22 protein-coding genes are annotated in these 23,464 nt (G+C 72.6%); 16 read left to right on the top strand and 6 right to left on the bottom strand.

Features of this window, described 5'->3' with window-relative positions; genetic code table 11:
* Nucleotide 1 precedes the first annotated feature (1 nt).
* The 13 genes from KU893_RS16040 to KU893_RS15980 all read left to right on the top strand — a co-directional run bounded on the left by KU893_RS16040 (nt 2) and on the right by KU893_RS15980 (nt 14,919).
* Nucleotides 2–1,174, top strand: coding sequence for a hypothetical protein (locus tag KU893_RS16040; protein ID WP_218235394.1), 1,173 nt, complete (start codon nt 2–4; stop codon nt 1,172–1,174).
* On the top strand, nt 1,171–2,007 hold the full coding sequence (locus KU893_RS16035; RefSeq protein ID WP_218235393.1) for a hypothetical protein: 837 nt from the start codon (nt 1,171–1,173) through the stop codon (nt 2,005–2,007). Before KU893_RS16040 ends, KU893_RS16035 begins: the two co-directional genes overlap by 4 nt.
* Nucleotides 2,004–3,227, top strand: coding sequence for a hypothetical protein (locus tag KU893_RS16030; RefSeq protein ID WP_218235392.1), 1,224 nt, complete (start codon nt 2,004–2,006; stop codon nt 3,225–3,227). Before KU893_RS16035 ends, KU893_RS16030 begins: the two co-directional genes overlap by 4 nt.
* Nucleotides 3,227–4,360 carry a hypothetical protein gene (locus tag KU893_RS16025; RefSeq protein ID WP_218235391.1) on the top strand — a complete coding sequence of 378 codons (1,134 nt, stop codon included), beginning with the start codon at nt 3,227–3,229 and terminating at the stop codon, nt 4,358–4,360. Before KU893_RS16030 ends, KU893_RS16025 begins: the two co-directional genes overlap by 1 nt.
* Nucleotides 4,361–4,380: 20 nt before the next feature.
* Nucleotides 4,381–5,787 carry a bifunctional cytidylyltransferase/SDR family oxidoreductase gene (locus tag KU893_RS16020; RefSeq protein ID WP_218235390.1) on the top strand — a complete coding sequence of 469 codons (1,407 nt, stop codon included), beginning with the start codon at nt 4,381–4,383 and terminating at the stop codon, nt 5,785–5,787.
* Nucleotides 5,788–6,074: 287 nt separating this feature from the next.
* Nucleotides 6,075–6,986 carry a Rossmann-like and DUF2520 domain-containing protein gene (locus KU893_RS16015; RefSeq protein WP_218235389.1) on the top strand — a complete coding sequence of 304 codons (912 nt, stop codon included), beginning with the start codon at nt 6,075–6,077 and terminating at the stop codon, nt 6,984–6,986.
* Nucleotides 6,983–7,864 (top strand): pantoate--beta-alanine ligase, encoded by an 882-nt coding sequence (gene panC / locus KU893_RS16010; protein ID WP_308167227.1) that lies wholly within the window; start codon nt 6,983–6,985, stop codon nt 7,862–7,864. The genes KU893_RS16015 and panC overlap by 4 nt, the downstream gene beginning before the upstream one ends.
* An 18-nt stretch (nt 7,865–7,882) precedes the next feature.
* Entirely contained in the window at nt 7,883–8,302 is a 420-nt protein-coding gene (gene panD / locus KU893_RS16005; RefSeq protein ID WP_218235388.1) for an aspartate 1-decarboxylase, read from the top strand.
* A 13-nt stretch (nt 8,303–8,315) separates the two neighbouring features.
* Nucleotides 8,316–10,004: an L-aspartate oxidase gene (locus KU893_RS16000; RefSeq protein WP_218235387.1), complete on the top strand. Its 1,689-nt coding sequence runs from the start codon at nt 8,316–8,318 to the stop codon at nt 10,002–10,004.
* Entirely contained in the window at nt 10,001–10,951 is a 951-nt protein-coding gene (gene nadC, locus KU893_RS15995; protein WP_257441387.1) for a carboxylating nicotinate-nucleotide diphosphorylase, read from the top strand. The genes KU893_RS16000 and nadC overlap by 4 nt, the downstream gene beginning before the upstream one ends.
* Nucleotides 10,948–11,724, top strand: coding sequence for a type III pantothenate kinase (locus KU893_RS15990; protein ID WP_218235386.1), 777 nt, complete (start codon nt 10,948–10,950; stop codon nt 11,722–11,724). Before nadC ends, KU893_RS15990 begins: the two co-directional genes overlap by 4 nt.
* 84 nt (nt 11,725–11,808) lie before the next feature.
* A complete protein-coding gene (locus tag KU893_RS15985) occupies nt 11,809–12,138 on the top strand; it encodes a histone-like nucleoid-structuring protein Lsr2 (RefSeq protein ID WP_218235385.1) in 330 nt (109 codons plus the stop codon).
* 213 nt (nt 12,139–12,351) lie between these two features.
* Entirely contained in the window at nt 12,352–14,919 is a 2,568-nt protein-coding gene (locus tag KU893_RS15980) for an ATP-dependent Clp protease ATP-binding subunit (RefSeq protein ID WP_218235384.1), read from the top strand.
* 73 nt (nt 14,920–14,992) lie between these two features.
* On the opposite strand, the gene KU893_RS15975 is transcribed toward KU893_RS15980, so the two are convergent.
* On the bottom strand, nt 14,993–15,319 hold the full coding sequence (locus KU893_RS15975; RefSeq protein WP_246592741.1) for a DMT family transporter: 327 nt from the start codon (nt 15,317–15,319) through the stop codon (nt 14,993–14,995).
* Nucleotides 15,320–15,398: 79 nt separating this feature from the next.
* Here KU893_RS15975 and KU893_RS15970 point away from each other — a divergent pair, with 79 nt between their 5' ends.
* Entirely contained in the window at nt 15,399–16,001 is a 603-nt protein-coding gene (locus KU893_RS15970) for a TetR/AcrR family transcriptional regulator (protein WP_257441388.1), read from the top strand.
* Here the strand turns inward: KU893_RS15970 and KU893_RS15965 are convergent.
* A complete protein-coding gene (locus tag KU893_RS15965; RefSeq protein WP_218235382.1) occupies nt 15,986–16,858 on the bottom strand; it encodes an HhH-GPD family protein in 873 nt (290 codons plus the stop codon). The two genes, KU893_RS15970 and KU893_RS15965, sit on opposite strands and share 16 nt — an antisense overlap.
* 94 nt (nt 16,859–16,952) lie before the next feature.
* Here KU893_RS15965 and KU893_RS15960 point away from each other — a divergent pair, with 94 nt between their 5' ends.
* On the top strand, nt 16,953–17,714 hold the full coding sequence (locus tag KU893_RS15960; RefSeq protein WP_218235381.1) for a hypothetical protein: 762 nt from the start codon (nt 16,953–16,955) through the stop codon (nt 17,712–17,714).
* A gap of 204 nt (nt 17,715–17,918) precedes the next feature.
* Here KU893_RS15960 and disA read toward each other — a convergent pair whose 3' ends face one another.
* Both disA and radA read right to left on the bottom strand, forming a co-directional pair.
* Nucleotides 17,919–18,992 (bottom strand): DNA integrity scanning diadenylate cyclase DisA, encoded by a 1,074-nt coding sequence (gene disA, locus KU893_RS15955; protein WP_257441389.1) that lies wholly within the window; start codon nt 18,990–18,992, stop codon nt 17,919–17,921.
* A 112-nt stretch (nt 18,993–19,104) separates the two neighbouring features.
* Nucleotides 19,105–20,535, bottom strand: a complete 1,431-nt coding sequence (gene radA, locus KU893_RS15950; RefSeq protein WP_218235379.1) for a DNA repair protein RadA — start codon at nt 20,533–20,535, stop codon at nt 19,105–19,107.
* Nucleotides 20,536–20,615: 80 nt separating this feature from the next.
* Here radA and KU893_RS15945 point away from each other — a divergent pair, with 80 nt between their 5' ends.
* Entirely contained in the window at nt 20,616–21,653 is a 1,038-nt protein-coding gene (locus tag KU893_RS15945) for a LacI family DNA-binding transcriptional regulator (protein WP_257441390.1), read from the top strand.
* On the opposite strand, the gene KU893_RS15940 is transcribed toward KU893_RS15945, so the two are convergent.
* Complete coding sequence (locus tag KU893_RS15940; protein WP_218235377.1) at nt 21,628–22,329, bottom strand: class I SAM-dependent methyltransferase; 702 nt, start codon at nt 22,327–22,329, stop codon at nt 21,628–21,630. The genes KU893_RS15945 and KU893_RS15940 overlap by 26 nt on opposite strands.
* A 4-nt stretch (nt 22,330–22,333) precedes the next feature.
* The gene (locus KU893_RS15935; RefSeq protein WP_218235376.1) at nt 22,334–22,972 is read right to left on the bottom strand and encodes a VOC family protein; all 639 of its coding nucleotides are present in this window, start codon (nt 22,970–22,972) and stop codon (nt 22,334–22,336) included.
* Nucleotides 22,973–23,464 lie beyond the last annotated feature (492 nt).

Below are 23,464 nucleotides of genomic sequence, written 5' to 3'. Positions count from 1 at the left end.
GATGCGCTCTGTCGACCTGCCCGACGCCCTCCCGGACGGCTCGCGGTTCCTCCACATCGGTCTCCCCAAGACGGGGACGACGGCGCTGCAGGGCGCGCTCGACCGCGCCCGCCCCGAGCTCGAGGCGCTCGGTGCCCACAACGTCAACCACGGCCGGCACGAGATGCGGGTCGGCCAGGTTGCGGCAGGCGGCCTCGCGGACTTCTGGCAGGGCACGTGGGAGAAGCGCTGGCAGGCGCTCGCCACGGAGTTCCGGGAGTCCGAAGCCCGCTGCACGTTCTGGTCGAGCGAGTCGCTGAGCCACGCCAAGGGGGAGCGGATCTCCTACCTCGCCGACCAGCTCGGCGCCGATACCCACATCGTCGTCACGCTGCGGCCGCTGGCGCCGCTCATGGTGTCCCAGTGGCAGCAGTGGCTGCGCCGGCGCGGCACCGAGTCGTTGGAGGAATGGGCGACCAACCAGTTCGCCGCGGTCAGCGTCGAGGGCGAGGTGAGCGTCGACTACGTCAAGTTCATGCCGTCGCTGCACCGGTTCAGCCTGCGCCGCATCATCGAGGAGTGGGGCCCGGTGTTCGGTGAGGACCGGATCATCCTCGTGGTCCCCGACCCGGTCGACCGGCTGCACAACCTGCGGGTCTTCGAACGGCTGATGGGCGTCGCCGACGTGCTCCAGCTGGTGCCCGAGGGCAACGCGTCGCTGCCCTACCCCGAGGCCGAGATGCTGCGGCACTTCAACCGCGCCTGGACCGACCACGGCGGCGACCATCCGACCTGGATGGAGGTGATCGGCGTGCTGGCCCGGATCCCGCTGCGCGACTACACCAACACCACCTCGCCCCACCCCATCCGCGCACCGCGCTGGGTCGCGGAGAAGGCCAACGAGTACGCCGCCGCGTGGAACGCCGCCGTCGAGGCCTCCGGCGTCACCGTCGTCGGTGATCTGGCCAGCCTGGTCGTCGATCCCGCCGACTACGCCGAGGAGGTGGAGGTGCCGACCGCCGTCGACGTCGAGAGCGCCGGCCGGATGATGGACGTCGTGTTCACGGCGGCACTCCAGCACGCGGCGAAGGCCCCCGCGGGCGCACCTGCCCCGCCGGACCTGTCGACATACGGGGGCCGTGCACTGCTCGGAGAGCTCGGTCGCCGGGCCCGCCGGCGGGTGACGCGCAGGTGAGCCTGCTCCACGTCCCCGACGCCCGCGCCGGGATGAACGCCTTCGCCGTGCCCACGTGGTGGGCCTCGCTCGAGGACGAGCGCGTCACCCGCGACGACGACGAGCTTCCCGACGTGACCGTGCTCGACCTCGCCGACCTCGCCGACGACCGCACGCTGCTCGTCGTCGGCGCGATGGCCGAGCTGCTCGCCGAGCCGACCGCCGAGGGGCTGGCTGCCTGGGTCGCCGAGGTGCGGGCGGTCCACACCGCCGCCGCGCCGGTGCACCTCGCGGTGTCCCTCGACGAGGTCACCTCGCTCGACCAGCTGCTGACCCTCGCCGCCGGTCGCCGCTGGCCGCGCTTCGACGTCGCCGCCGCGGCAGCCCACAGCGACGCCGACCCGGTGCCGCCGCAGAGCGTGGCCAGCGGCCAGGCCACCGCCCGTGCGTACGCCGACGCGATCGTCGCCCAGGTCGAGGTGCTGCTGCCGCCGACCTGGCAGACCGCCGTGGACGGCACCGCCGACGCGACCGCCTGCATCAGCCGGGCGCTCGACACCGATCCCGATCTCGGGCCCGCCGAGGCCCGCGCGATGCGCGACGCCTGTCGCGCCGCACTCGCGGACCTCGAGGCCGACGGCGTGACGATCAGCGGACCCCGCGACGCCCTGCTCTGGCCGGTCCGCGCCGAGCGCGGCCTGGTCCCCATCGACGTGGCCACCGACGCAGCGCTCGAGGTGATGCTCGGCCAGCTCGAGCGGCCGGCCGACCTCGCCCCGGACCGTGCGGTCGTCGTCCCCGTCGAGGACCTGCCGGCGCGCGCCCTCCTGAACCGACTGCGGGGGAGCCGATGACCGGCGTCGAGCCGCTGCCCGACGGCACCACCCTGGTCCACATCGGGCCCTACAAGACCGGCACCACCGCGATGCAGGGAGCCCTGTGGGAGGCGCGTGATGCCCTCGCGACGCACGGTGTCGCCTACCCCGGCGAGCTCGCCCACGAGATGAACGCCGCCATGGCGGTCGCCCTCGGCCGGGTCGACCCCGGCAAGGACATCGACGCCTTCCGCGAGCGTTGGTACGCGATGGTCGGCGCCCTGCAGGACGCGCGGCCGCGGGTCGGGGTGCTCAGCAGCGAGGTCTACTGCGAGGCCACCGACGACGGCGCCCGCACGGTCCTCGACGTGCTCGGTCCGCAGACGCACGTCGTGATCACGGTGCGCCCGATCGTGCGCCTGCTCGGCTCGCAGTGGCAGCAGTACGGACAGAACGTCCCGGTGCCGTCGTACGACGACTGGCTGCGCGCGATCCTCGATGCCGCCGACGCGCCCGACGGCGGCACGGTCACCCCCTCCTTCTGGCAGCGGCACCGCCACGACCGCCTGGTCGAGCGCTGGGTCGGGCTGGTCGGTGCCGACCGGGTCACCGTGATCGTCGTCGACGACCGCGACCACCGGGGCCTGCCCGCCGCGTTCGAGGGCCTGCTCGGGCTCCCCGATGGGCTGCTCCGCCCGCCGGCCGACAAGACCAACCGGTCGCTGACCTTCGCGGAGGCGACCCTGATGCAGGAGCTCGTCGACCGCACCTCCCAGCCGCCGTGGACCAGCGCCGACCACGGCCGGTTCATCCGGTTCGGCGCTGCCCGTGGCCTCCAGGCCGCGCCGCCGGACCCGGCCGCCGAGAAGTTGCTGACCCCGGGCTGGGCGATCGACCGAGCGCTCGAGGTCGGCGCCGCGATGGCCCAGCGGATCGGCGCCTCCGGCGCCCGGGTCATCGGCGACCTCGGCCTGCTCTCCGACCGGGCCCTCGCGCCCGCCGAGGGCGAGAACGCCCCCGTCACCGCGATCGACCCCGGCGCTGCCGCCGCTCTCGCCGCCGGCATCATCAGCAAGCTCACGGGCGTCCACCCGCGCCCCGAGCACCGCGACCTCGCCGGCCCGGTCGAGCGCGCCGTCTGGTCCCGCCACCGCGCGGTCACCGAGCTCTGGGACGCCGAGCGCGACCTCGCCGGCGCCCGTCGTACCGCGGCGCGCGAGCTCGCCCGCCGCGCCCGGCGCCGGCTGGGTGGTGACTGATGGACTCCCTGCCCGACGGCGCCAAGCTGCTCCACATCGGAATGCCGAAGACCGGCACGACAGCACTCCAACACTCGCTGTGGGCTGCACGTGCCGCGCTCGAGGAACATGGCGCCCACAACGTGTCACGGCGCGCCCACGAGCGGAAGGTGGCGATCACCGCAGCCGGCGATGTCCGGTCCTACTGGGCCGCCGAGCACGAGCGGTGGCAGGAGCTCGCCCATGAGTTCCGCACGTCCACGGCCCGGCGCACCTTCTGGTCGAGCGAGTCCCTGTCGCTGGCCCAGCCGGACCGGATCAGAGGGCTGCGGGAGGAGCTCGGGCCGTCGTACGTCGTGTGCACGCTCCGTGCCCTCGCGCCTCAGCTCGCGTCGCGATGGCAGCAGGGTCTGCGGCGCGCGCAGCCGGAGCCGCTCGAGGACTGGCTCCGGACGACCTTCGCCGAGGAGCCGCTCGGCGGGGTCGGGGCCGGCTTTGTCCCGGGACAGCCGCTGCGGCGGCTCAACCCGCGCCGGGTGCTGCAGGACTGGGGCTCGGTGTTCGGTGCGGAGAACCTGGTCTTCGTCGTCCTCGACCCGACCGATCACAGCTGGCTCCTACGGGCCTTCGAGAGGCTGCTCGGGGTCCCTGAGATGCTCGAGCTGTCGGCGTCGCGCAACCTGTCCCTGCCGCTGCCCGAGGCGGAGATGCTGCGCCACTGCGCGGCCGCCTACCGTGAGCACGGAGGAGATCTCGACGCCTGGATGGCGACCGCAGGAGACACCCGCAAGATCAAGCTGCGCTCCGTCGTCGAGGCCGCCCCGCGGAGCCAGACCGTGCGGGTGCCCCGGTGGGCGGCCGAGCGAGCCAACGAGTACGTCGCCGACTGGGTCGAGGCGCTGGAGTCCTCCGCTGCGCGGGTGTTGGGCGACGTGCGCCACCTGTTCAGCGATCCTGACGCGCACCCCCGGGAGGTCGAGGTTCCCGAGGCCGTCGACGTTGCGTCGGCGGGGCGGATGATGGAGGCCTACTTCCGCGTGGCGCTCAAGCTTCCTGGCCAGCCGTCCGAAGCAGCGCGGCCTCCTGCGCTCGAGGATGTCAGCGCTCGGAGCATCCTCGAGGAGCTCCGGCGGCGAATCCTCCGCCGATCGTGACCCGTGGGAGACTGCCAGCCATGACGAGGAATGTCGCCGTCCTGCTCGCCGGTGGTGTCGGGAGCCGGGTCGGGCTCGACATCCCCAAGCAGCTGATCAAGGTCGCCGGCAAGACCCTGCTGGAGCACACCCTGCTCGCGCTGCACGACCATGCCGACGTCGACGAGGTCGTCGTGATGATGACGCCCGGTCACACCGACGCGGTCCGCGACATCACCCGCGGCGGCGGCTACCCCAAGGTCACCGCGATCCTCGAGGGCGGCGAGACCCGCAACGACACCACGCAGCGCGCCATCGACCACCTGATCGAGACCGGCGACGCCGCGGAGACCCGGATCCTGCTGCACGACGCGGTCCGTCCGCTCGTGACGCCGCGGATCATCGGTGAGTGCTTCACCGCGCTGGAGCGCTACCCGGCCGTCGACGTCGCGATCCCGTCGGCCGACACGATCATCGAGGTCGCCGCCGACGACACCATCGCCAGCATCCCGCCGCGCGCCTCCCTGCGCCGTGGCCAGACGCCGCAGGCGTTCCGCCTCGACGTCCTGGCCCGGGCCTACGAGATCGCCGCCGGCGACCCCGACTTCACGGCCACCGACGACTGCAGCGTCGTGCTGAAGTACCTGCCCGACGAGCCGATCATCGTGGTCCACGGCGACGACCGGAACATGAAGGTCACCGAGCCGATCGACGTCTTCATCGCCGACAAGCTCTTCCAGCTCACCGGCATCGACCTGCCCCGGGCCAAGGACGACGCCGGCTACCGGGCCGCTCTCGAGGGCAAGACCATGGTCGTCTTCGGCGGCAGCTACGGGATCGGTGCCGACATCGCCGAGCTCGCCCAGTCCTACGGCGCCACGGTGCTCACCTTCAGCCGGTCGACCACCAACACCGACGTCGGCCGGCGCGCCGACGTCGCTGCCGCGGCGAAGGAGGCGATCGCGAAGGCCGGCTCCATCGACTTCGTCGTCAACACCGCCGGCGTGCTGCCCCGGGGCGAGCTCCTCGAGACCAGCGAGGAGACGGTCTACGCCGCCACCGAGATCAACTACCTCGGCCCGATCTTCATCGCCCAGGAGTTCTACCCGCACCTGGCCGCCAGCCAGGGCGCGCTGCTGCTGTTCACCTCGAGCTCCTACACCCGTGGCCGCAGCGGCTACAGCCTCTACTCCTCGGCGAAGGCGGCCACCGTCAACCTGACCCAGGCGCTGGCCGACGAGTGGGCCGACGCGGGCGTGCGGGTCAACTGCATCAACCCCGAGCGGACCGCCACCCCGATGCGCACCAAGGCCTTCGGCCAGGAGGCGCCCGGCACCCTGCTCGACTCGCAGACGGTCGCGCGCACCTCCGTCGACGTGCTGATCTCCGACCAGTCGGGGCACGTCTACGACGTCCGCAAGGACGACCCCTTCAGCCTCGGCGACTGAAGCCTTCCCGCAACCCCCTCGTCGGGCCACACCGACGGACGCCGACGTGTCCGGGGTGGCGCGGGCAGACCCGACGTCCTTCCTGCCCAGCTCGACACTGCCGTGGCCGCGGATCCGGGTTGTGACGCAGGCCACCGGACCGACCCGTTCCCGGGCTCCGCGGGCAGGCGTACCGTTGAGCCGTCCCGGAACCCCGGGACGACACCACTGAGCACAACGTCCGGTACCCACACCGGCTCGCACCGCAGGGCGCGAGTGGTCGGCGGGACGGGAACGAAAGGTTCACGATGTCCCCCAAGCTCTCCGTGGGTGTGATCGGCGCGGGTCGCGTCGGCGCCGTCCTCGCCGCGGGTCTGCGCGCAGCCGGCCATCCCGTCGTCGCTGCTGCCGGTGAGTCCGACGCCTCGCGTCGTCGCGCCGCCGACCTGCTGCCGGGCGTCGCGCTGCGCAAGCCGAGCGACGTCGCTCGCGAGGCCGAGCTGCTGCTGCTCACGGTCCCCGACGACATGCTCCCCAACGTGGTGAAGGTGCTCGCCGACAGCGGCGCCCTCCACGCCGGGCAGGTCGTCGCGCACACGTCGGGCCGCCACGGCCTCGCTGTCCTCGCGCCCGCGGCCGCGGTCGGCGCGCGGGTGGTCGCGCTCCACCCGGCGATGACCTTCACCGGCACCGCCGTCGACCTCGAGCGTCTCCACGGCTGCGTCTTCGGCCTCACCGCCGGCCCGGCTGAGCGCGAGCTCGCCGAGTCCCTCGTCGCCGACCTCGGCGGCCGCCCGACCTGGGTGCCCGAGGAGATGCGCACGCTCTACCACGCGGGCCTCGCCCACGGCGCCAACCACCTGGTCACCCTCGTCAGCGAGGCGATGGGCCTGCTCAGCGCCGCCGGCGTCGACGACCCGGCCGGCACCCTGCGCCCGCTCCTCGACGCGGCCCTCGACAACGCCCTCGCCCACGGCGACGCCGCACTGACCGGCCCGATCGTGCGCGGCGACGTCCGCACGGTCGCCGCGCACCTGAAGGACATCTCGGCCAACGCGCCCGACACCGTGCCGTCGTACGTCGCGATGGCGTGGGCCACCCTCGACCGCGCGGTCACCGACGGGCGGCTGCTGCCGATCCGTGCCCAGGCGATCGCCTCCGTCCTCAGCGCCTACGGCGAGCGCCGGCTGCTGCCCACCCACCGGGTGGGGACCGCGTGACGACACTGACCACTCCCGCTGTCGCACGCAGTCGGGCCGAGCTCGCCGGCCTGCTCGCCGGCCGCGGCACCGTCGTCCTGGTGCCGACGATGGGTGCGCTGCACGAGGGCCACGCGACGCTGATGCGGATCGCTCGCGAGCGCGCGGGCGTCGACGGCACGGTCGTCGTCTCGATCTTCGTCAACCCGCTGCAGTTCGGGCCTGGTGAGGACCTCGACCGCTACCCGCGCACCTTCGACGCCGACCTCGCCCTCGCCGCCGCCGAGGGCGTCGACGTGGTGTTCGCGCCGGTCGTGGCCGAGATGTACCCCGACGGCGTCCCTCACGAGGGGGCCGTCTCGGAGGCCGTCACCGTCCAGCCCGGCCCGCTCGCCGACGTCCTCGAGGGCGCCAGCCGGCCCGGTCACTTCCGCGGCGTGCTCACCGTCGTCGCCAAGCTGTTCGGCCTGGTCCGGCCCGACGTCGCCGTCTTCGGCGAGAAGGACTACCAGCAGCTCGCTCTGATCCGCCGGATGACCACCGACCTGTGCCTCGGCATCGACATCGTCGGCGCCCCGACCGACCGCGAGCCCGACGGGCTGGCCCGCTCGAGCCGCAACCGCTACCTCGACGCCGAGCAGCGGCAGCAGGCGGCGGCGCTGAGCCGGGCCCTGCGCGCGGCCCAGGCGCGGGCGTCGTACGGCGTCCCGGCGGCGCGGTGGGCCGCGATGTCCGTCATCAAGGCCGAGCCGGGCGTCGAGCTCGACTACCTCGCGCTGACCACGACCGGCCTCGGTGAGCTGCCCGACTACCCCGAGCCCGGCACCGAGGGCCGGGTCCTCGTCGCCGCCCGGGTCGGCGCCACCCGGCTCATCGACAACCTGCCGCTGCAGTTCTGACACCCAGGGGGAGTTCCCATGCTGCGCACCATGATGAAGAGCAAGATCCACCGCGCCACCGTGACGCAGGCCGACCTGCACTACGTGGGCTCGGTCACCGTCGACGAGGACCTGCTCGAGGCCGCCGACCTGCTGGCGGGCGAGCTGGTCCACATCGTCGACATCACCAACGGCGCCCGGCTCGAGACCTACACGATCGCCGGCGAGCGGGGCAGCGGCGTGATCGGCATCAACGGGGCCGCCGCCCGCCTGGTCCACCCCGGTGACCTGGTCATCCTGATCGGCTACGGCCAGATGACCACCGAGGAGGCCAAGGCGCACCAGCCGCACGTCGTCTTCGTCGACTCCGACAACAAGATCATGGCGACCGGCTTCGACCCGGCCGAGACGTTCGGCGACCCGAGCCTGTCCCGCGGCGACGTCACCGCCGGTCACTGAGTAGCCTGCGGGGATGCCTGAACAGCTGCGCCTGCCCGGGTGCCTGACCGCCCCGAGCCCCGGCTGGACGACGCGCGCCGACGTCGTCATCGTCGGCTCCGGCATCGCCGGCCTCACCGCGGCCCTGCGCCTGCGCGGCCGGGTCGAGAAGATCCTGGTCGTCACCAAGGACGTGCTCAACGCCGGCTCCACCCAGTGGGCCCAGGGCGGCATCGCCGCGGCGCTCGGCCCCGGGGACACCCCGGAGGAGCACGAGGTGGACACGCTGGTCGCCGGCGCGGGGGCCTGCGACCGCGACGCCGTACGTGTGCTGGTCAACGAGGGACCCGAGGCGGTCCACGAGCTGATCGCGCTCGGCACCAACTTCGACCACACCGCCGACGGCGAGCTGTCGCTGACCCGCGAGGGCGGCCACCACCGCGACCGGATCGCCCACGCCGGCGGCGACGCCACGGGCGCCGAGATCCAGCGGGCGCTGATCGCCGCGATCGAGGCCGCTCCCGACATCGAGGTCATCCCGCACGCGCTGGCCGTCGACCTGCTGCTCGGCCCTGGTGACGTGGCCGCCGACGGTACGCCGGGCCCGTCAGCAGTGGCCGGCCTGACCCTCCACGTCATCGGCGAGGGTGAGCGCGACGGCGTCGGCGCCGTCCACTGCCGCGCCGTCGTGCTCGCCAGCGGCGGTCTCGGACAGGTGTTCACGCAGACCACCAACCCGCTCGTGTCGACCGGCGACGGGATGGCGCTCGCGCTGCGGGCCGGCGCGACGCTGCGCGACCTGGAGTTCGTCCAGTTCCACCCGACGGTGATGTACCTCGGACCCGACTCGCGCGGCCAGCAGCCGCTCATCTCCGAGGCCGTCCGCGGCGAGGGCGCCTTCCTCGTCGACGACGACGGCAACCGGATCATGCAAGGGGTGCACGAGCTCGGCGACCTGGCGCCGCGCGACGTCGTCGCCAAGGCGATCATGAAGCGGATGCTGGAGACCGGCCGGCCGCACATGTGGCTCGACGCCCGCCACCTCGGCGCCGAGTTCTGGGAGCGCCGCTTCCCGACCATCCTCGCGACGGCACGGTCCTACGGCATCGACCCGGTGACCCAGCTGATCCCGGTCGCCCCCGCCTGCCACTACGCGTCGGGCGGCGTGCGCACCGACCTCCACGGGCGCACCGACCTCGCGGGGCTCTACGCCACCGGTGAGGTCGCCTGCTCCGGCGTCCACGGCGCCAACCGGCTCGCCTCCAACTCGCTCCTCGAGGGCCTCGTCTTCTCCCGGCGGATCGCCGAGGTGCTGCCCGCCGAGCTGGGGCGCTGGCGCGAGCCCGGCCCGGACCGTCGTACCGCCGGTCTGGTCGCGGGCGACGTGCGCCGCGAGCTGCAGGAGACGATGAGCTCGCGGGTCGGCGTCCTGCGCTCGGCCCCCGGTCTGGCCGAGGCGGCCGCCGTGCTCGACAAGCTCGCCAGCCACAGCGCCGAGACGGTCGACCAGGCCTCGTGGGAGGCCACCAACCTGCTCACCATCAGCGCCGCGCTCGCCGACGCGGCGGCGTTGCGCGAGGAGACGCGCGGCTCGCACTGGCGCGAGGACTTCCCGGAGCGCGACGACGCCGACTGGGCCGGCCACTTCGACGTGACCATGGACGACGGTGTCACCACGGTGACCTTCGTGCCCTCGCCCGCGACCGACGGAGGACCGGCGTGATCGCCCGGACGCCGTACGACGAGCTCCCGGCCGCCCTGGTCGCCGAGATCCGCGCGGCGGGACTCGACCCGCACGCGGTCTACGACCACGTCGTGGTCGCCTTCGAGGAGGACCTGCCCGGAGGCGTCGACGACGTCACCAGCGACGCGATGCCCGACATGGGCCAGGCCGTCGCCGACTTCGCCGCGCGCGAGCCGGGCGTCGTCGCCGGTCTCGCCATCGCCGAGCTCGCCTTCGTCTACGCCCTCGGCGACACCGTGACGATCACCGGCCGCGTCCCCGACGGCACCCGGGTGGAGCCCGGCGACGTCGTGCTCACCGTCTCCGGGCCGGTCCGCGGCGTGCTCACCGCCGAGCGCACCGCCCTCAACTTCGCCTCGCACCTCTCCGGCGTCGCCACCGCGACCTCCCACTGGGTCGACGCACTCGCCGGCACCCGCGCCCGGGTGCTCGACACCCGCAAGACGCTGCCGGGCTGGCGAGCGCTGCAGAAGTACGCCGTGCGCTGCGGCGGCGGCGTCAACCACCGGTTCAGCCTGGTCGACCGGGCGATGGTCAAGGACAACCACGCCGTCGCCGCGGGGGGCGTCGTGGCGGCGTACGACGCCGTGGTCGCCCGGCACCCCGGGCTGCGGGTCGAGGTCGAGGTGATGGACCTCGACGAGCTGCGTGCCGTCCTCGCCGCCGGCTGCACCGAGGTGCTGCTCGACAACATGAGCACCGCCGACATGGCCGAGGCGGTCCGGATCAACCGGGCCGCGGGCGGCCACGCGACGCTCGAGGCCTCCGGCGGGCTCACCCTCGAGCGGGCCCGGGAGGTCGCCGAGACCGGCGTCGACTTCATCTCCGTCGGCGCGCTCACCCACTCGGTCACCGTCTTCGACCTCGGCCTGGACTTCCGGCCACACGGGGGCTCCGCGCCCGTGGCCCCCCGGACAGACAAATGAGCCTGCTCGCCGCCGACATCGGCAACGCTCACACCGTGCTCGGGCTCGTCTCCGACGGTGCGGTGCACGCCGACTGGCGGGTCTCGACGGCCGAGCACCGCACCGCCGACGAGTGGGGCGTGCTGCTGCGCGGGTTGCTGGGCGCGCGTGAGGACGAGGTCACCGGAATAGCGGTGTGCGCGACGGTTCCTGCCGTCCTCAATGCGTGGCGCGAGATGGTGCCCGCGCATTTCCCCGACATTGCGTGTGTCATTGTCGAGCCCGGCATTCGCACCGGCGTGCCCATTCTCGTCGACAACCCGCGTGAGGTCGGCACCGACCGCATTGTCAATGCACTCGCCGCGGCGGCCGATTTCGAATGCCCGGCGGTCGTCGTCGATTTCGGCGCCACCGCCACGACCTACGACGTCCTCGACCAGGAGGGCCGCTACGTCGGCGGCGCGATCACGCCCGGGATCGAGATCTCCCTCGACGCGCTCAGCCGCGGCGGTGCCCAGCTGCGGATGGTCGAGCTGGTCCGGCCGCGCGGGGTGATCGGCAAGAACACCGTCGAGGCGCTCCAGTCGGGCATGGTCTTCGGCGTGGCCAGCCAGGTCGAAGGCATGATCGAGCGGATCGTCGCCGCGCTCGGCTGCTCTGCCGGGGAGGTGTCGGTCATCTCGACCGGGTACCTCGCCCCGCTCGTCGCCGAGGAGTGCCGCTGCTTCACCCACCGCGCTCCGTGGCTGACGCTGCGCGGACTCGAGAAAGTATTCGTGCGCAATCAGCGCTGATGCGCTTTCGCCTCGCTTTGTGCAAGGATTGAATATCGCGCCACCATCGGCGCATTTCCATTCCTTATCGAGGAGCTGCGCGCAATGGCACAGAAGGTCAACATCGTCTTGGTCGACGACATCGACGGCACCGACGCCACCCAGACCGTGAGTTTCGGTCTCGACGGTGCCAATTACGAGATCGACCTCAACGACGAGAACGCCTCGGCGCTGCGCGAGGCGCTGGCGGCCTACGTCGGTCACGGCCGCAAGGTCGGTCGCGCTGGCGGCGCCAAGCGGGGTGGCCGGGCCGCGGCCGGCGGCGGTACGTCGGCCAAGGAGATCCGCGAGTGGGCCCGCGACAACGGATTCACCGTCCCCGAGCGTGGCCGGATCCCCGCCGACGTGCGCGAGGCCTACGAGTCGGCCCACTGAGTCGCCTGACATAAGTCGAACCTGGACGACGAAACTCACGCTGGGACGAGGAAGTTTCCTCGTCCCAGCGCGAGTTTCACCGGCCGGCCGGTGAAACTGTCCCCGGCCCGTTCGCTGACAGCGGACGAACAACGGGCGCTTCCACGGAACGCGTAGGGTGTGAGCGGGGTTGTATCCCTTGAACAACCCCGTGTGACGTGTGAGGAGCGTGCAATGTTCGAGCGGTTCACTGACCGTGCCCGCCGGGTGGTCGTGCTGGCCCAGGAAGAGGCCCGCATGCTCTCCCACAACTACATCGGGACCGAGCACATCCTGCTCGGCCTCATCCACGAGGGTGAGGGTGTCGCCGCCAAGGCTCTCGAGTCGCTGGACATCTCCCTGGAGGCCGTGCGCGCCCAGGTCGAGGAGATCATCGGCCAGGGCCAGCAGGCGCCGTCGGGCCACATCCCGTTCACGCCGCGTGCCAAGAAGGTCCTCGAGCTGTCCCTGCGTGAGGCGCTGCAGCTGGGCCACTCCTACATCGGGACCGAGCACATCCTGCTCGGCCTGATCCGCGAGGGCGAGGGTGTCGCGGCCCAGGTGCTGCAGAAGCTCGGCGCCGACCTCAACCGGGTCCGCCAGCAGGTCATCCAGCTGCTCTCGGGCTTCCAGGGCAAGGAGGGCACCGCCGCCGCGGCCAGCACCGGCAGCGCGAGCAGCGGGGACCAGCCGTCGTCCTCGCTGGTGCTCGACCAGTTCGGTCGCAACCTGACCCAGGACGCCCGCGAGGGCAAGCTCGACCCGATCATCGGCCGTGCTCAACAGATCGAGCGCGTGATGCAGGTGCTCTCGCGCCGTACCAAGAACAACCCGGTGCTCATCGGTGAGCCCGGCGTCGGCAAGACCTCGATCGTCGAGGGCCTGGCCCAGGACATCGTCAAGGGCAACGTGCCCGAGACGCTCAAGGACAAGCAGATCTACACCCTCGACCTGGGTGCGCTGGTCGCCGGCTCGCGCTACCGCGGTGACTTCGAGGAGCGCCTGAAGAAGGTGCTCAAGGAGATCCGCACCCGCGGCGACATCGTGCTGTTCATCGACGAGATCCACACCCTCGTCGGCGCCGGTGCGGCCGAGGGTGCCATCGACGCCGCCTCGATCCTCAAGCCGATGCTGGCCCGTGGCGAGCTGCAGACGATCGGTGCGACCACCCTCGACGAGTACCGCAAGTACCTCGAGAAGGACGCCGCGCTCGAGCGTCGCTTCCAGCCGATCCAGGTGCCCGAGCCGTCGATCGCCGACACCATCGAGATGCTCAAGGGCATCCGCGACCGCTACGAGGCCCACCACCGGGTGACCATCACCGACGAGGCGCTGGTCTCCGCGGCCACGCTCGCCGACCGCTACATCTCCGACCGCTTCCTGCCCGACAAGGCGATCGACCTGATCGACGAGGCCGGCTCCCGGCTGCGGATCCGCCGGATGACGGCGCCCGCCGACCTGCGCGAGTACGACGAGCAGATCGCCGAGGTCCGCCAGCGCAAGGAGGCCGCCATCGACGGCCAGGACTTCGAGGCCGCCGCGCGCCTGCGCGACGAGGAGAAGCAGCTCATCCTCAAGAAGTCCGAGCGCGAGAAGCAGTGGCGCGCGGGCGACATGGACGAGGTCGCCGAGGTCGACGAGGAGCTGATCGCCGAGGTGCTGGCCGTGGCGACCGGCATCCCGATCGTGAAGCTCTCCGAGGAGGAGTCCACGCGGCTGCTCAAGATGGAGGACGAGCTGCACAAGCGGGTCATCGGGCAGGAGGAGGCCGTCAAGGCGCTCAGCCGCGCGATCCGTCGTACCCGTGCCGGCCTGAAGGACCCGAAGCGTCCTGGTGGCTCGTTCATCTTCGCCGGGCCCTCGGGCGTCGGTAAGACCTGGCTGTCCAAGACGCTCGCCGAGTTCCTCTTCGGCGACGAGGACGCGCTGATCCAGCTCGACATGTCGGAGTTCGGCGAGAAGCACACCGTCTCGCGGCTCTTCGGCTCGCCCCCGGGCTACGTCGGCTACGAGGAGGGCGGCCAGCTGACCGAGAAGGTGCGCCGCAAGCCGTTCTCCGTCGTCCTCTTCGACGAGGTCGAGAAGGCCCACCCCGACATCTTCAACAGCCTGCTGCAGATCCTCGAGGAAGGTCGCCTGACCGACTCGCAGGGCCGGGTCGTCGACTTCAAGAACACCGTCATCATCATGACGACCAACCTCGGCACTCGCGACATCGCGAAGGGGATCAACCTCGGCTTCCAGCAGGCCGGCGACGCGGCGGGCTCTTATGAGCGGATGAAGGCCAAGGTGTCGGAGGAGCTCAAGCAGCACTTCCGTCCGGAGTTCCTCAACCGTGTCGACGAGATCATCGTGTTCCCGCCGCTGTCGCAGGAGCAGATCATCGCGATGGTCGACAACATGATCGCCGCGGTGGAGGTCCGCCTCAAGGACCGCGACATGCAGCTGGAGCTGACCCAGAAGGCGAAGAACCTGCTCGCCGAGCGCGGCTTCGACCCGGTGCTGGGTGCGCGCCCGCTGCGCCGCACGATCCAGCGCGAGATCGAGGACGTGCTGGCCGAGAAGATGCTCTACGGCGAGGTCGGCCCCGGACAGATCGTGCTCGTGGACGTCGACGGCGAGGGTCCCGGCGCGACCTTCACCTTCGAGGGCCAGAAGGTCGGGACGCTGCCCGACCTGCCGCCGCTCGAGACCGTCGCGGAGGCGATCGCCGAGCCCGGCGAGACCGGCGAGGGTGAGGTCCCGGCCGCCGGCAACGACTGACCTGTCGCCGACTGCACCGACCGCAACGCCGCCCCGCCCGGTTCCGACCGGGCGGGGCGGCGTCGTTCGTCGGTCAGTGCGCGCCGGCGAGGTTGAGAAGCACGACGCCGAGCACGATCAGCGCGAGCGCGGCGGCCTTCATCAGGTCCAGGCGCTCGTCGAGGAAGAGCACCCCGACCACCGCCATGCCGGCGGTGCCGAGACCGGCCCACACGGCGTACGCGATCGACACCGGCAGGTGCTTCACCACCAACGCGAGCAGCCAGATGGAGGCGGCGTACCCGGCCAGGACCAGCGCGGTCCACAGCGGGTCGCGGAAGCTCTGGGTGCGGGGGAGCGCGGCGCTCGCCGCGACCTCGACCCCGATGGCGGTCATCAGGAGCGCCCAGGCCATCGCCATGGCGCACCTTCCTCTCTGCCCGTCGTCCGGGCGGTATGTAGCAACTGCTACAAACTGTAGCACCTGCTACATTGACGGCGTGGAGACGGGAACCCCGCGCGAGGGCGACCGGCGGCGACAGCTGGCCGAGGCGGCGACCGACCACGTCCTCGAGCACGGACTGATCGGGCTCAGCCTGCGCCCGCTCGCGGCCGCGCTGGGGACCAGTGACCGGATGCTGCTCTACCACTTCTCGGGCAAGGACGACCTCGTCGCGACCGTGCTGCACACCTCCAACGAGCGCTCGATCGGACTCGTCCGCTCGCTGCCCGCGGCGCCCTCGGTGCGCGAGGCGGTCCTCGCCCTGTGGGCCGCGTCGACCCATGGGCAGCTCGAGCGCTGCCAGCGGCTCTACGTCGAGGCCGCCGCCCTCGGCCTGCTCGGCCAGGAGCCCTACGCCAGCGTCGTCGGCGAGTCGAACCAAGCCTGGCTCAGGGCGCTCGCCGACCTGCTGGTCGCGGCCGGGTGCAGCCCCGACCTCGCGCCGCGCGCCGCCCACCTGCTCGACGCCGCGATGATGGGCCTCCAGCTCGACCTGCCACTCGACCGCGGCACGGCCGTGCTGGACCGCTCGGTCGCCGACCTCGCCGACGCCGTCGCCTCGATCGCAGCCTCGGCGCCGGGGGGTCAGGGCAGCCGGTAGCGCCCGTCCGGGGCGAGGGCCGCCAGGCCGTCCTCGACCAGCGAGGCCAGGCACCGCTCGCGCTGCGCGTCGTCGTCCCACGTCGCGTCCAAGCGGGCCTTCGCGACCGCTCCCGGGGCGTCGCGCAGCGCCGCCAGCAGCCGTCCCCGGCACTGCCGGTCGGTGCCGGCATAGGTCTGCACCGGACGCGGCGGCCCGTCGTACGCCGGTGCGCCGGCCCGCTGCCACGCGCACAGGTCGATGACCGGGCAGCCGGCGCAGCGCGGCCGGTCGGCGGTGCAGACCAGGGCGCCGAGCTCCATCACCGCGACCGACCAGGTCGCGGCGCTCGGCGCGTCCTGCGGCAGCAGCGCCGCGCCGAGGTCACGCTCGGCGCGGGTCACCGAGCGCGGCGGGAACTCGGTCCCCGTCACGGTGCGTGCCAGCACCCGGCGCACGTTGGTGTCGAGCACGACCTGGCGCTGGCCGTACGCGAACGCCGCCACCGCGGCCGCGGTGTAGTCACCGACCCCCGGCAGCGCCAACAGGTCGTCGTACGACGCGGGCACCTCGCCGCCGTGCTGTTCGGTGATCGCGACGGCCGCGCCGTGCAGCCGCAGCGCCCGGCGCGGGTATCCCAGCCGGCCCCACGCCCGCACCGCCTCGCCCGAGGACTCCGCCGCCAGCGCGGCCGGCGTCGGCCACCGGGTCAACCAGGCCTCGTGCACCGGCAGCACCCGGACGACCGGCGTCTGCTGCAGCATGAACTCGCTGACCAGGACCGACCACGGGCTCGCCTCCGGGCGGCGCCACGGCAGGTCGCGGGCGTTCTCGTCGTACCAGTGCAGGACCGTCTCGACCAACAGGCTCGTCGTCATGGCGGGTCCATTGTGACGTGCCTCCCGGTCCCGATCGCCGGCGGCCTCGGCGGGTCAGCCCGGTTCGCGTGGCACGGCTGACTACGGTCGTGCCATGCCCTCGTCCCGTCCACTCCCGCCCGGGGTGTACTGGCGGCGCCGGCTGTTCGTGCTCGGCATCGCCTTCGCCCTCGTCTTCGTGATCGCGCGCCTGCTCGCCGCGGGCAGCGACGGGAGCTCGGACCAGGAGCCGGCCGCCGAGCAGGCCGGCGGTCGGGTCGCCACGGACGCGACCGAGAAGTCCGGCGCGAGCGACCCGGCGGGCACGGATCCCGACGGGGCGCAGGCCGGCGCCGGGACGACCGGTCCGGCCACCGTGCCCACGACGCCGACCCTCGCCGTCCCCGACGGGGAGTGCGCCGCCTCCGACGTCCTGGTCACGCCGTCCGTGGCGCAGGACGCGGTCGCGGGCCACGACGTACCGCTCACCCTCTCGCTGCAGACCCGCGAGTCCGAGGCGTGCACCTGGCAGGTCGGCTCCCAGAGCCTGGTCGTGAAGATCGCCCAGGGCGGCAAGGACGTGTGGACCTCCCGACAGTGTCCGCAGGCGGTGGCGGCGCAGGCCGTCGTGGTGCGTCGTGCCGTCCCGGCCACGGTCCAGGTCGTCTGGGGCGAGGCGCGCGAGTCCACCGACGGGTGCACCCGCCGCGCCGGCTGGGCCGCGCCGGGCGACTACACCGTCGCCGCCGCCGCGCTCGGCGGCGAGCCCGGTGAGATGGACTTCGTGCTCGGCGCACCCGCGCCGGAGACCATCCTGGTCACGCCGAAGGCGACGAGCACCAAGAAGGCGAAGAAGCCGAAGAAGCCGGTGAACTGAGGCCGTCCGCGGGTGAGGTACGAACCCGCGGTCAGCGGCCGAAGATCGAGGAGCGCCGGCGAGCTCGCGCCGCGAAGCAAGCGAGGTCGTGGCGCGTCACGAGATCAGGTGAGGTGGTGCCGGGACTGGCCGGCCACAGTTGCGAGAGTGGGTCGGGTGGTCTCGTGACGGTCGCTGCGCGACCTCCTCGACCTCCGGTCGGAGCTATACGTAACGCTCGAGGATGGTCGACTCGGCCAGCCGGCTCAGGCCCTCGCGGACGCTGCGGGCGCGCAGCTCGCCGACGCCCTCGACGGCCTGGAGGTCGTCGATGCCGGCGGACAGCAGCTTCTGCAGGGTGCCGAAGTGGTCGACCAGGCCCTCGACCACGTTGCTGGGCAGCCGCGGGACCTTGGTGAGCAGGCGGTAGCCGCGCGGAGCGACGGCGCCGTCGAGGTGCTCGCCGGTGCCGATGCCGAGGACCTTCGCGACCGCGGACGGGTCGACCAGGTCGGTCGAGGAGAGCTGCTCCAGCTTGGACAGCAGGTCGCCGGGCTCGCGGCTACGGCGCCGGGTCGGCGCGTAGTCGCGGATCACCAGCTCGCGCTCGGTGTCGACGCCGGTGATGAGCTCCTCGAGCTGGAGGGCCAACAGGCGACCGTCGGTGCCGAGCTCGAGCACGTAGTCCTCGATCTCGCGGGCGATCCGGCTGACCATCTCGAGGCGCTGGGCCACCACCGCGACGTCGCGCACGGTCACCAGGTCCTCGATCTCCAGGGCCGACAGGGTGCTGGAGACCTCGTCGAGGCGCAGCTTGTAGCGCTCGAGCGTCGCCAGCGCCTGGTTGGCACGGGAGAGGATCTGCCCGGAGTCCTCGAGGACGTGGCGGGTCTCGCCGACGTACGCCGCGATGATCTGCATCGACTGCGACACCGAGATCACCGGGTGCCCGGTCTGCTTCGCGACCCGGTCGGCGGTCCGGTGCCGGGTGCCGGTCTCCTCCGACGGGATGCTCTGGTCGGGCATCAGGTGCACCGCCGCGCGGATGATCCGGTTGACCGCGCCGTCCACGATGATCGCGCCGTCCATCTTGGCCAGCTCGCGCAGGCCGGTGGCGGTGAACGGGACGTCGAGCTCGAAGCCGCCGGTGCACAGGCTGTCGACCAGGCGGTCCTGCCCGAGCACGATCAGCGCTCCGGTTCGGCCGCGGAGGATCCGTTCGAGGCCGTCGCGCAGCGGGGTGCCGGGGGCGATGGACGCGAGGGCCTCGCGGAGTCGGAGATCGGCCGACGTGACCACTGGTGGGCTCCCTGCTGATGTGCTGCTCGGACGGTCACACCCTATCTGCGCCAGGCTCATCTCACGCCTGGATATCCGCGCACGAGGGTCCTCGGATGCGATGGGGGTGGGTCTATTCGACCACCTCCAGGGCGTGCTTGGTGCGGCGGTCGAGGTGCAGGGCGACCAGGGCCGAGGTCACGTCGGGGACCTCGACCACCCGCATGCCGTCGACCGTCCGCTCGCTGCCGGTGCGGCGGACCCCCTGCGCGGTCCCCGGGTCGGCGGGGACCACGGCCATCGCGAAGCCCAGGCGGGCGGCCTCGGCCAGACGTTGCGGGAGGTCGCGGACCCGGCGCAGCTCGCCCGAGAGCCCGATCTCGCCGAGCGCCACGACGCCGGCCGGCGGCGCGCTGACGAAGTGGGCGGAGGCGATGGCGACCGCGAGGGCGAGGTCGGCGCCGGGATCGCTGATCCGGGCGCCGCCGACGGTGGAGGCGAAGACGTCGTGCTGGTGGAGCCGGATCCCGCAGTGCTGCTGGAGCACGGCGAGGATCATCGCCAGCCGGGAGCCGTCGATACCGGACGTCGTGCGCCGGGGGCGCTCGGCCGGGGACAGGGTCACCAGCCCCTGCACCTCGGCCAGCATCGGGCGGCGACCCTCCATCGAGACCGCGACGCAGGTGCCGGGGACCCGGCCGTGGTGGCGCTCGACGAAGATGCCGGTCGGGTCGTCGACGGTGCGGATGCCGTCGGGGCCGAGGTCGAAGCAGCCGACCTCGTCGACCGGGCCGAAGCGGTTCTTGACCGCGCGCAGCATCCGGAACCGGGAGTTGCGCTCGCCCTCGAAGTGCAGCACGACGTCGACGAGATGCTCGAGCACCCGGGGGCCGGCGATCGCGCCGTCCTTGGTGACGTGGCCGATCATCACCACGGTGACGTCGCGGCTCTTGGCCATCCGGACCAGCGCCTGCGCCACCTCCTTGACCTGGGTGACGCCGCCGGGCACGCCGTCGACGCCGGAGGCGCTGATCGTCTGCACCGAGTCGATGACGACGGTGCTGGGCCGGACCTGCTCGATGTGGGTCAGGACCGCGCCCAGGTCGGTCTCGGCGGCGAGGTAGAGCTGGTCGTGGATGCCGCCCGTGCGGTCGGCGCGCAACCGGACCTGGGCAGCGGACTCCTCGCCGGTCACGTAGAGCGTGCGCTGCCGGGCGGCGGCGGTGCGGGCCGCCACCTCGAGCAGCAAGGTCGACTTGCCGACGCCGGGCTCGCCGGCGAGCAGGACCGCGGCGCCGGGCACCAGCCCGCCGCCGAGGACGCGGTCGAGCTCGGGCACGCCGGATCGGTGGTGCACGGCTCGCTCGGCCGAGACCTGGCCGATGGGGACGGCGGCGCTGGTGACGGGCGCCGCCGTCGTCCGGCGGGAGGGGCCGGCGCTCGCGACCGCGACCTCGGACACCGATCCCCATGCCTGGCACTCGCCGCACCGGCCGACCCAGCGCGCCGTGGACCAGCCGCACTCACTGCAGCGGTAAGTCGAACGTGTTTTCGAACCAGCCATGGCATGACAGTAGGACAGACCGCCGACGCAACTCCTCCTGGCGCGCGGAGGTGGGGAGAATGGCGTGGGAGAATCGCGCGGTGGACACCCCCCGCCCGCCGGCCACCCTCGCCGACGTCGCCGAGCGGGCCGGCGTGTCGCGACAGACCGTGTCCAACGCGATCAACAACCCCGACCTGCTGCGCCCCGACACCCTGGCCCGGGTCCAGGAGGCGATCGAGCGCCTCGACTACACGCCCAACCAGGCCGCCCGCCACCTGCGGACCCGCTCGTCGCACCTCGTCGGGCTGCGGCTGAGCCCCCCGCAGGAGTTCACCGCCAACATGGCGATGGACCGGTTCGTGCACGCGCTGGTCGAGGCCTGCCGCGAGGCGGGCTACCACGTGCTGCTCTTCTCCGGCGGCCGGGTCGCGGAGGGCGAGCAGCCGGACCCCCTCGGCGGGTACGACGACCTCCTGCGCTCCACGGCGGTGGACGCGTTCGTGGTGACCGACACCTACCTGGGCAACCCGCAGACGATCGGCCTCGCCCGGCGCCGGGCGCCGTTCGTGGCGTTCGGGCGGCCGTGGGACGACCCGGGAGCGACCCACCCCTGGGTCGACGTGGACGGCGCTGCTGGCGTCGCCGCGGCCACCGAGCACCTGCGCGACCAGGGCCACGAGCGGATCGCCTGGCTCGGCTGGCGGCCGGGGTCGCGGATCGGTGAGGACCGCCGGGCCGGCTGGCACCGCGCGATGACCACCCTCGGCCTGCCGACCGCGGGCCTCGAGGCCGCCGTCGAGGACGAGGTGCTCGCCGGCGGGCGCGCGGCGGCCTCGTTGCTCGAGTCCAGCGCGCCGACGGCGTTCGTCTGCGCCTCCGACACCCTCGCCGTCGGTGTGCTCGGGGCGCTGTCCGACCGCGGGCTGAGGCCCGGCCGCGACGTCGGGGTGGTCGGCTTCGACGACTCGCAGGTCGCCCAGGTGATGGGGCTGACCTCGGTGCGCCAACCCCTGGAGGAGGTCGCGGTCCACCTCGTCGCCGCGCTGCGGACCCTGCTCGCGCCCGGGCACGCGGTCGAGAGCGGCGTTCTCCTCCAGCCCACGCTGGAGGTCAGAACGTCTTCGACCAGAGGTTGACCGCGTAGTCGACCTCGAGGCCCCGGTGCTCGGCGAGCACCAGGTCGGCGACCTCGGGGGCGAACTCGATCCGGACGACGGCCTCGAGGTCGGCGCGGGAGGCGAACCGCCAGCCCATGTCGACCCGGTCCAGGGTCCAGCCGCGCACGCTCCAGAACCGCTCGGTCTCCGCGGGCGGGTCGAGGTGCGGGTAGCCCCGGCGGAACCAGGCGCCGAAGGTGGAGCGCGAGCCGTCGTTGTCGATGACCAGCGCGACCCCGCCCCGGCGTACGACGCGCTGGAGCTCGGCCAGCCCGGGCTCGCAGCCGCGGCCGAAGAAGTACGCCCACCGGGCGTGGACCACGTCGACCGACGCGTCCGGGAGCGGGACCTCCTGCGCGGTGCCCCGGCGGATCTCGGCGTTGGCGACGTTGCGGGTGCGCAGCCGGCGCTGCGCCAGCCGGGCTAGGCCGGCGTGCGGCTCGACGCCGATCACGTGCGCCGCGGTCGCCGCGAACGCGGGCAGGTGGAAGCCGCTGCCGCAGCCGAGGTCGAGCACGGTCCGGTCCGTCCAGTCCGCCCGTGCGGACATCGCGGCCCAGAGCCTGCCGTCGGGGTCGGCGGCGCGGTTCTCGAGCTCGTAGGTCGCGGTGTGGTCCCAGATGTTGGGGCTCGGGATCGTGCCCCGCGGTTGCATCGGGTCAGATGCGGACGATGCCGCCGGGGGTCAGCACCTGTGCGGCGAGGATGCCGGGCGTGCCGTGCGGGGCGACCCACTCGACCTTGACGTCCTCGAGCGGCGCCTCGACGGTCTCGCCGAGCCATTCGCTGACCCGCTGCGGGTCACCGGCGATCTCGATGCCCGCCAGCGACACGGTGCCGTCGCCGCCGGTCGAGGGGTGCAGGTCGGCGGGGATGTCCCACTGGAGGAAGAACGGCAGCTGCGGGTCGGCGATGAGGCCGTTGATGCCGATCTGCTTCCAGCGCAGCTCGGTGCCGTCGGGGCGGTGCCGCGAGCCGGGGACGGCGGAGCGGCCGAGGCGCTCCTCGACGATGGCGATGTCGGGGACCGCGACGGCCCAGCCGAGCCAGCCGCCGCCGAGGGCCGAGCGGGCCTTGACGGCCTGGCCGAACGGCGCCTTGTCCGACGCCGGGTGGTCGAGTGCCTCGACGACCTCGAGGTAGGTCCGGTCGGTCAGCGGGAGGATCATGTTGCGCGTGCCGAAGCGGGGGTGGACGCCACCGTCGACGAACTCACGCCCGATCGCTGCGCCGAGGCGGGCTGCGGTGCTCGCGAGTCCGTCGGGGCCGGCCGCGTAGGAGAGATGATCCAGGCGCATGCCAGACATTCTGAGCATGTCCTGAGAGGTCCGACGAATCGGGGTCACAGTCTCTTGACGTCGAGAGGTGGCTGAGCGTGTGTCCGGAGGGCTTGTAACTAAGTGTTACAGCGCGAAAACCGGTGCCTGAGCACCGAGGTAGTGACAACAGCGCCCGGGAAGATCGGGTGACGGCGCGCCGGCTGTCGTCCGGTCGCTGGTGACGGCGTCGACTCGTATCGGGCCCGGATGCGGCGACTGCCCGGGTGTTGTTGCTACTACCCGGGTGCTTGGGCGCCGAAATTCGTGCAGTAACACTTAGTTACAAGCGGTCGCAGCGGCGCTCAGCCTCAGCCCTGATCCACCACGGGCGGCTGGTCAGGTGCCGTGGCGTAGAACGAGAAATGCCCCTTGAGCAGGGACGATGTTGATTGCGACGTCAGCATCTGACCTACCCAAAGGGGCACCTCGTAAGTGAAACCTTCTCACACGATCCGACCTGTCTTCGATGAC

This window comes from Nocardioides daeguensis, assembly GCF_019192965.1.
Taxonomy (GTDB): Bacteria; Actinomycetota; Actinomycetes; order Propionibacteriales; family Nocardioidaceae; genus Nocardioides; species Nocardioides daeguensis.
This window is presented reverse-complemented; position numbering and strand designations above follow the sequence as displayed.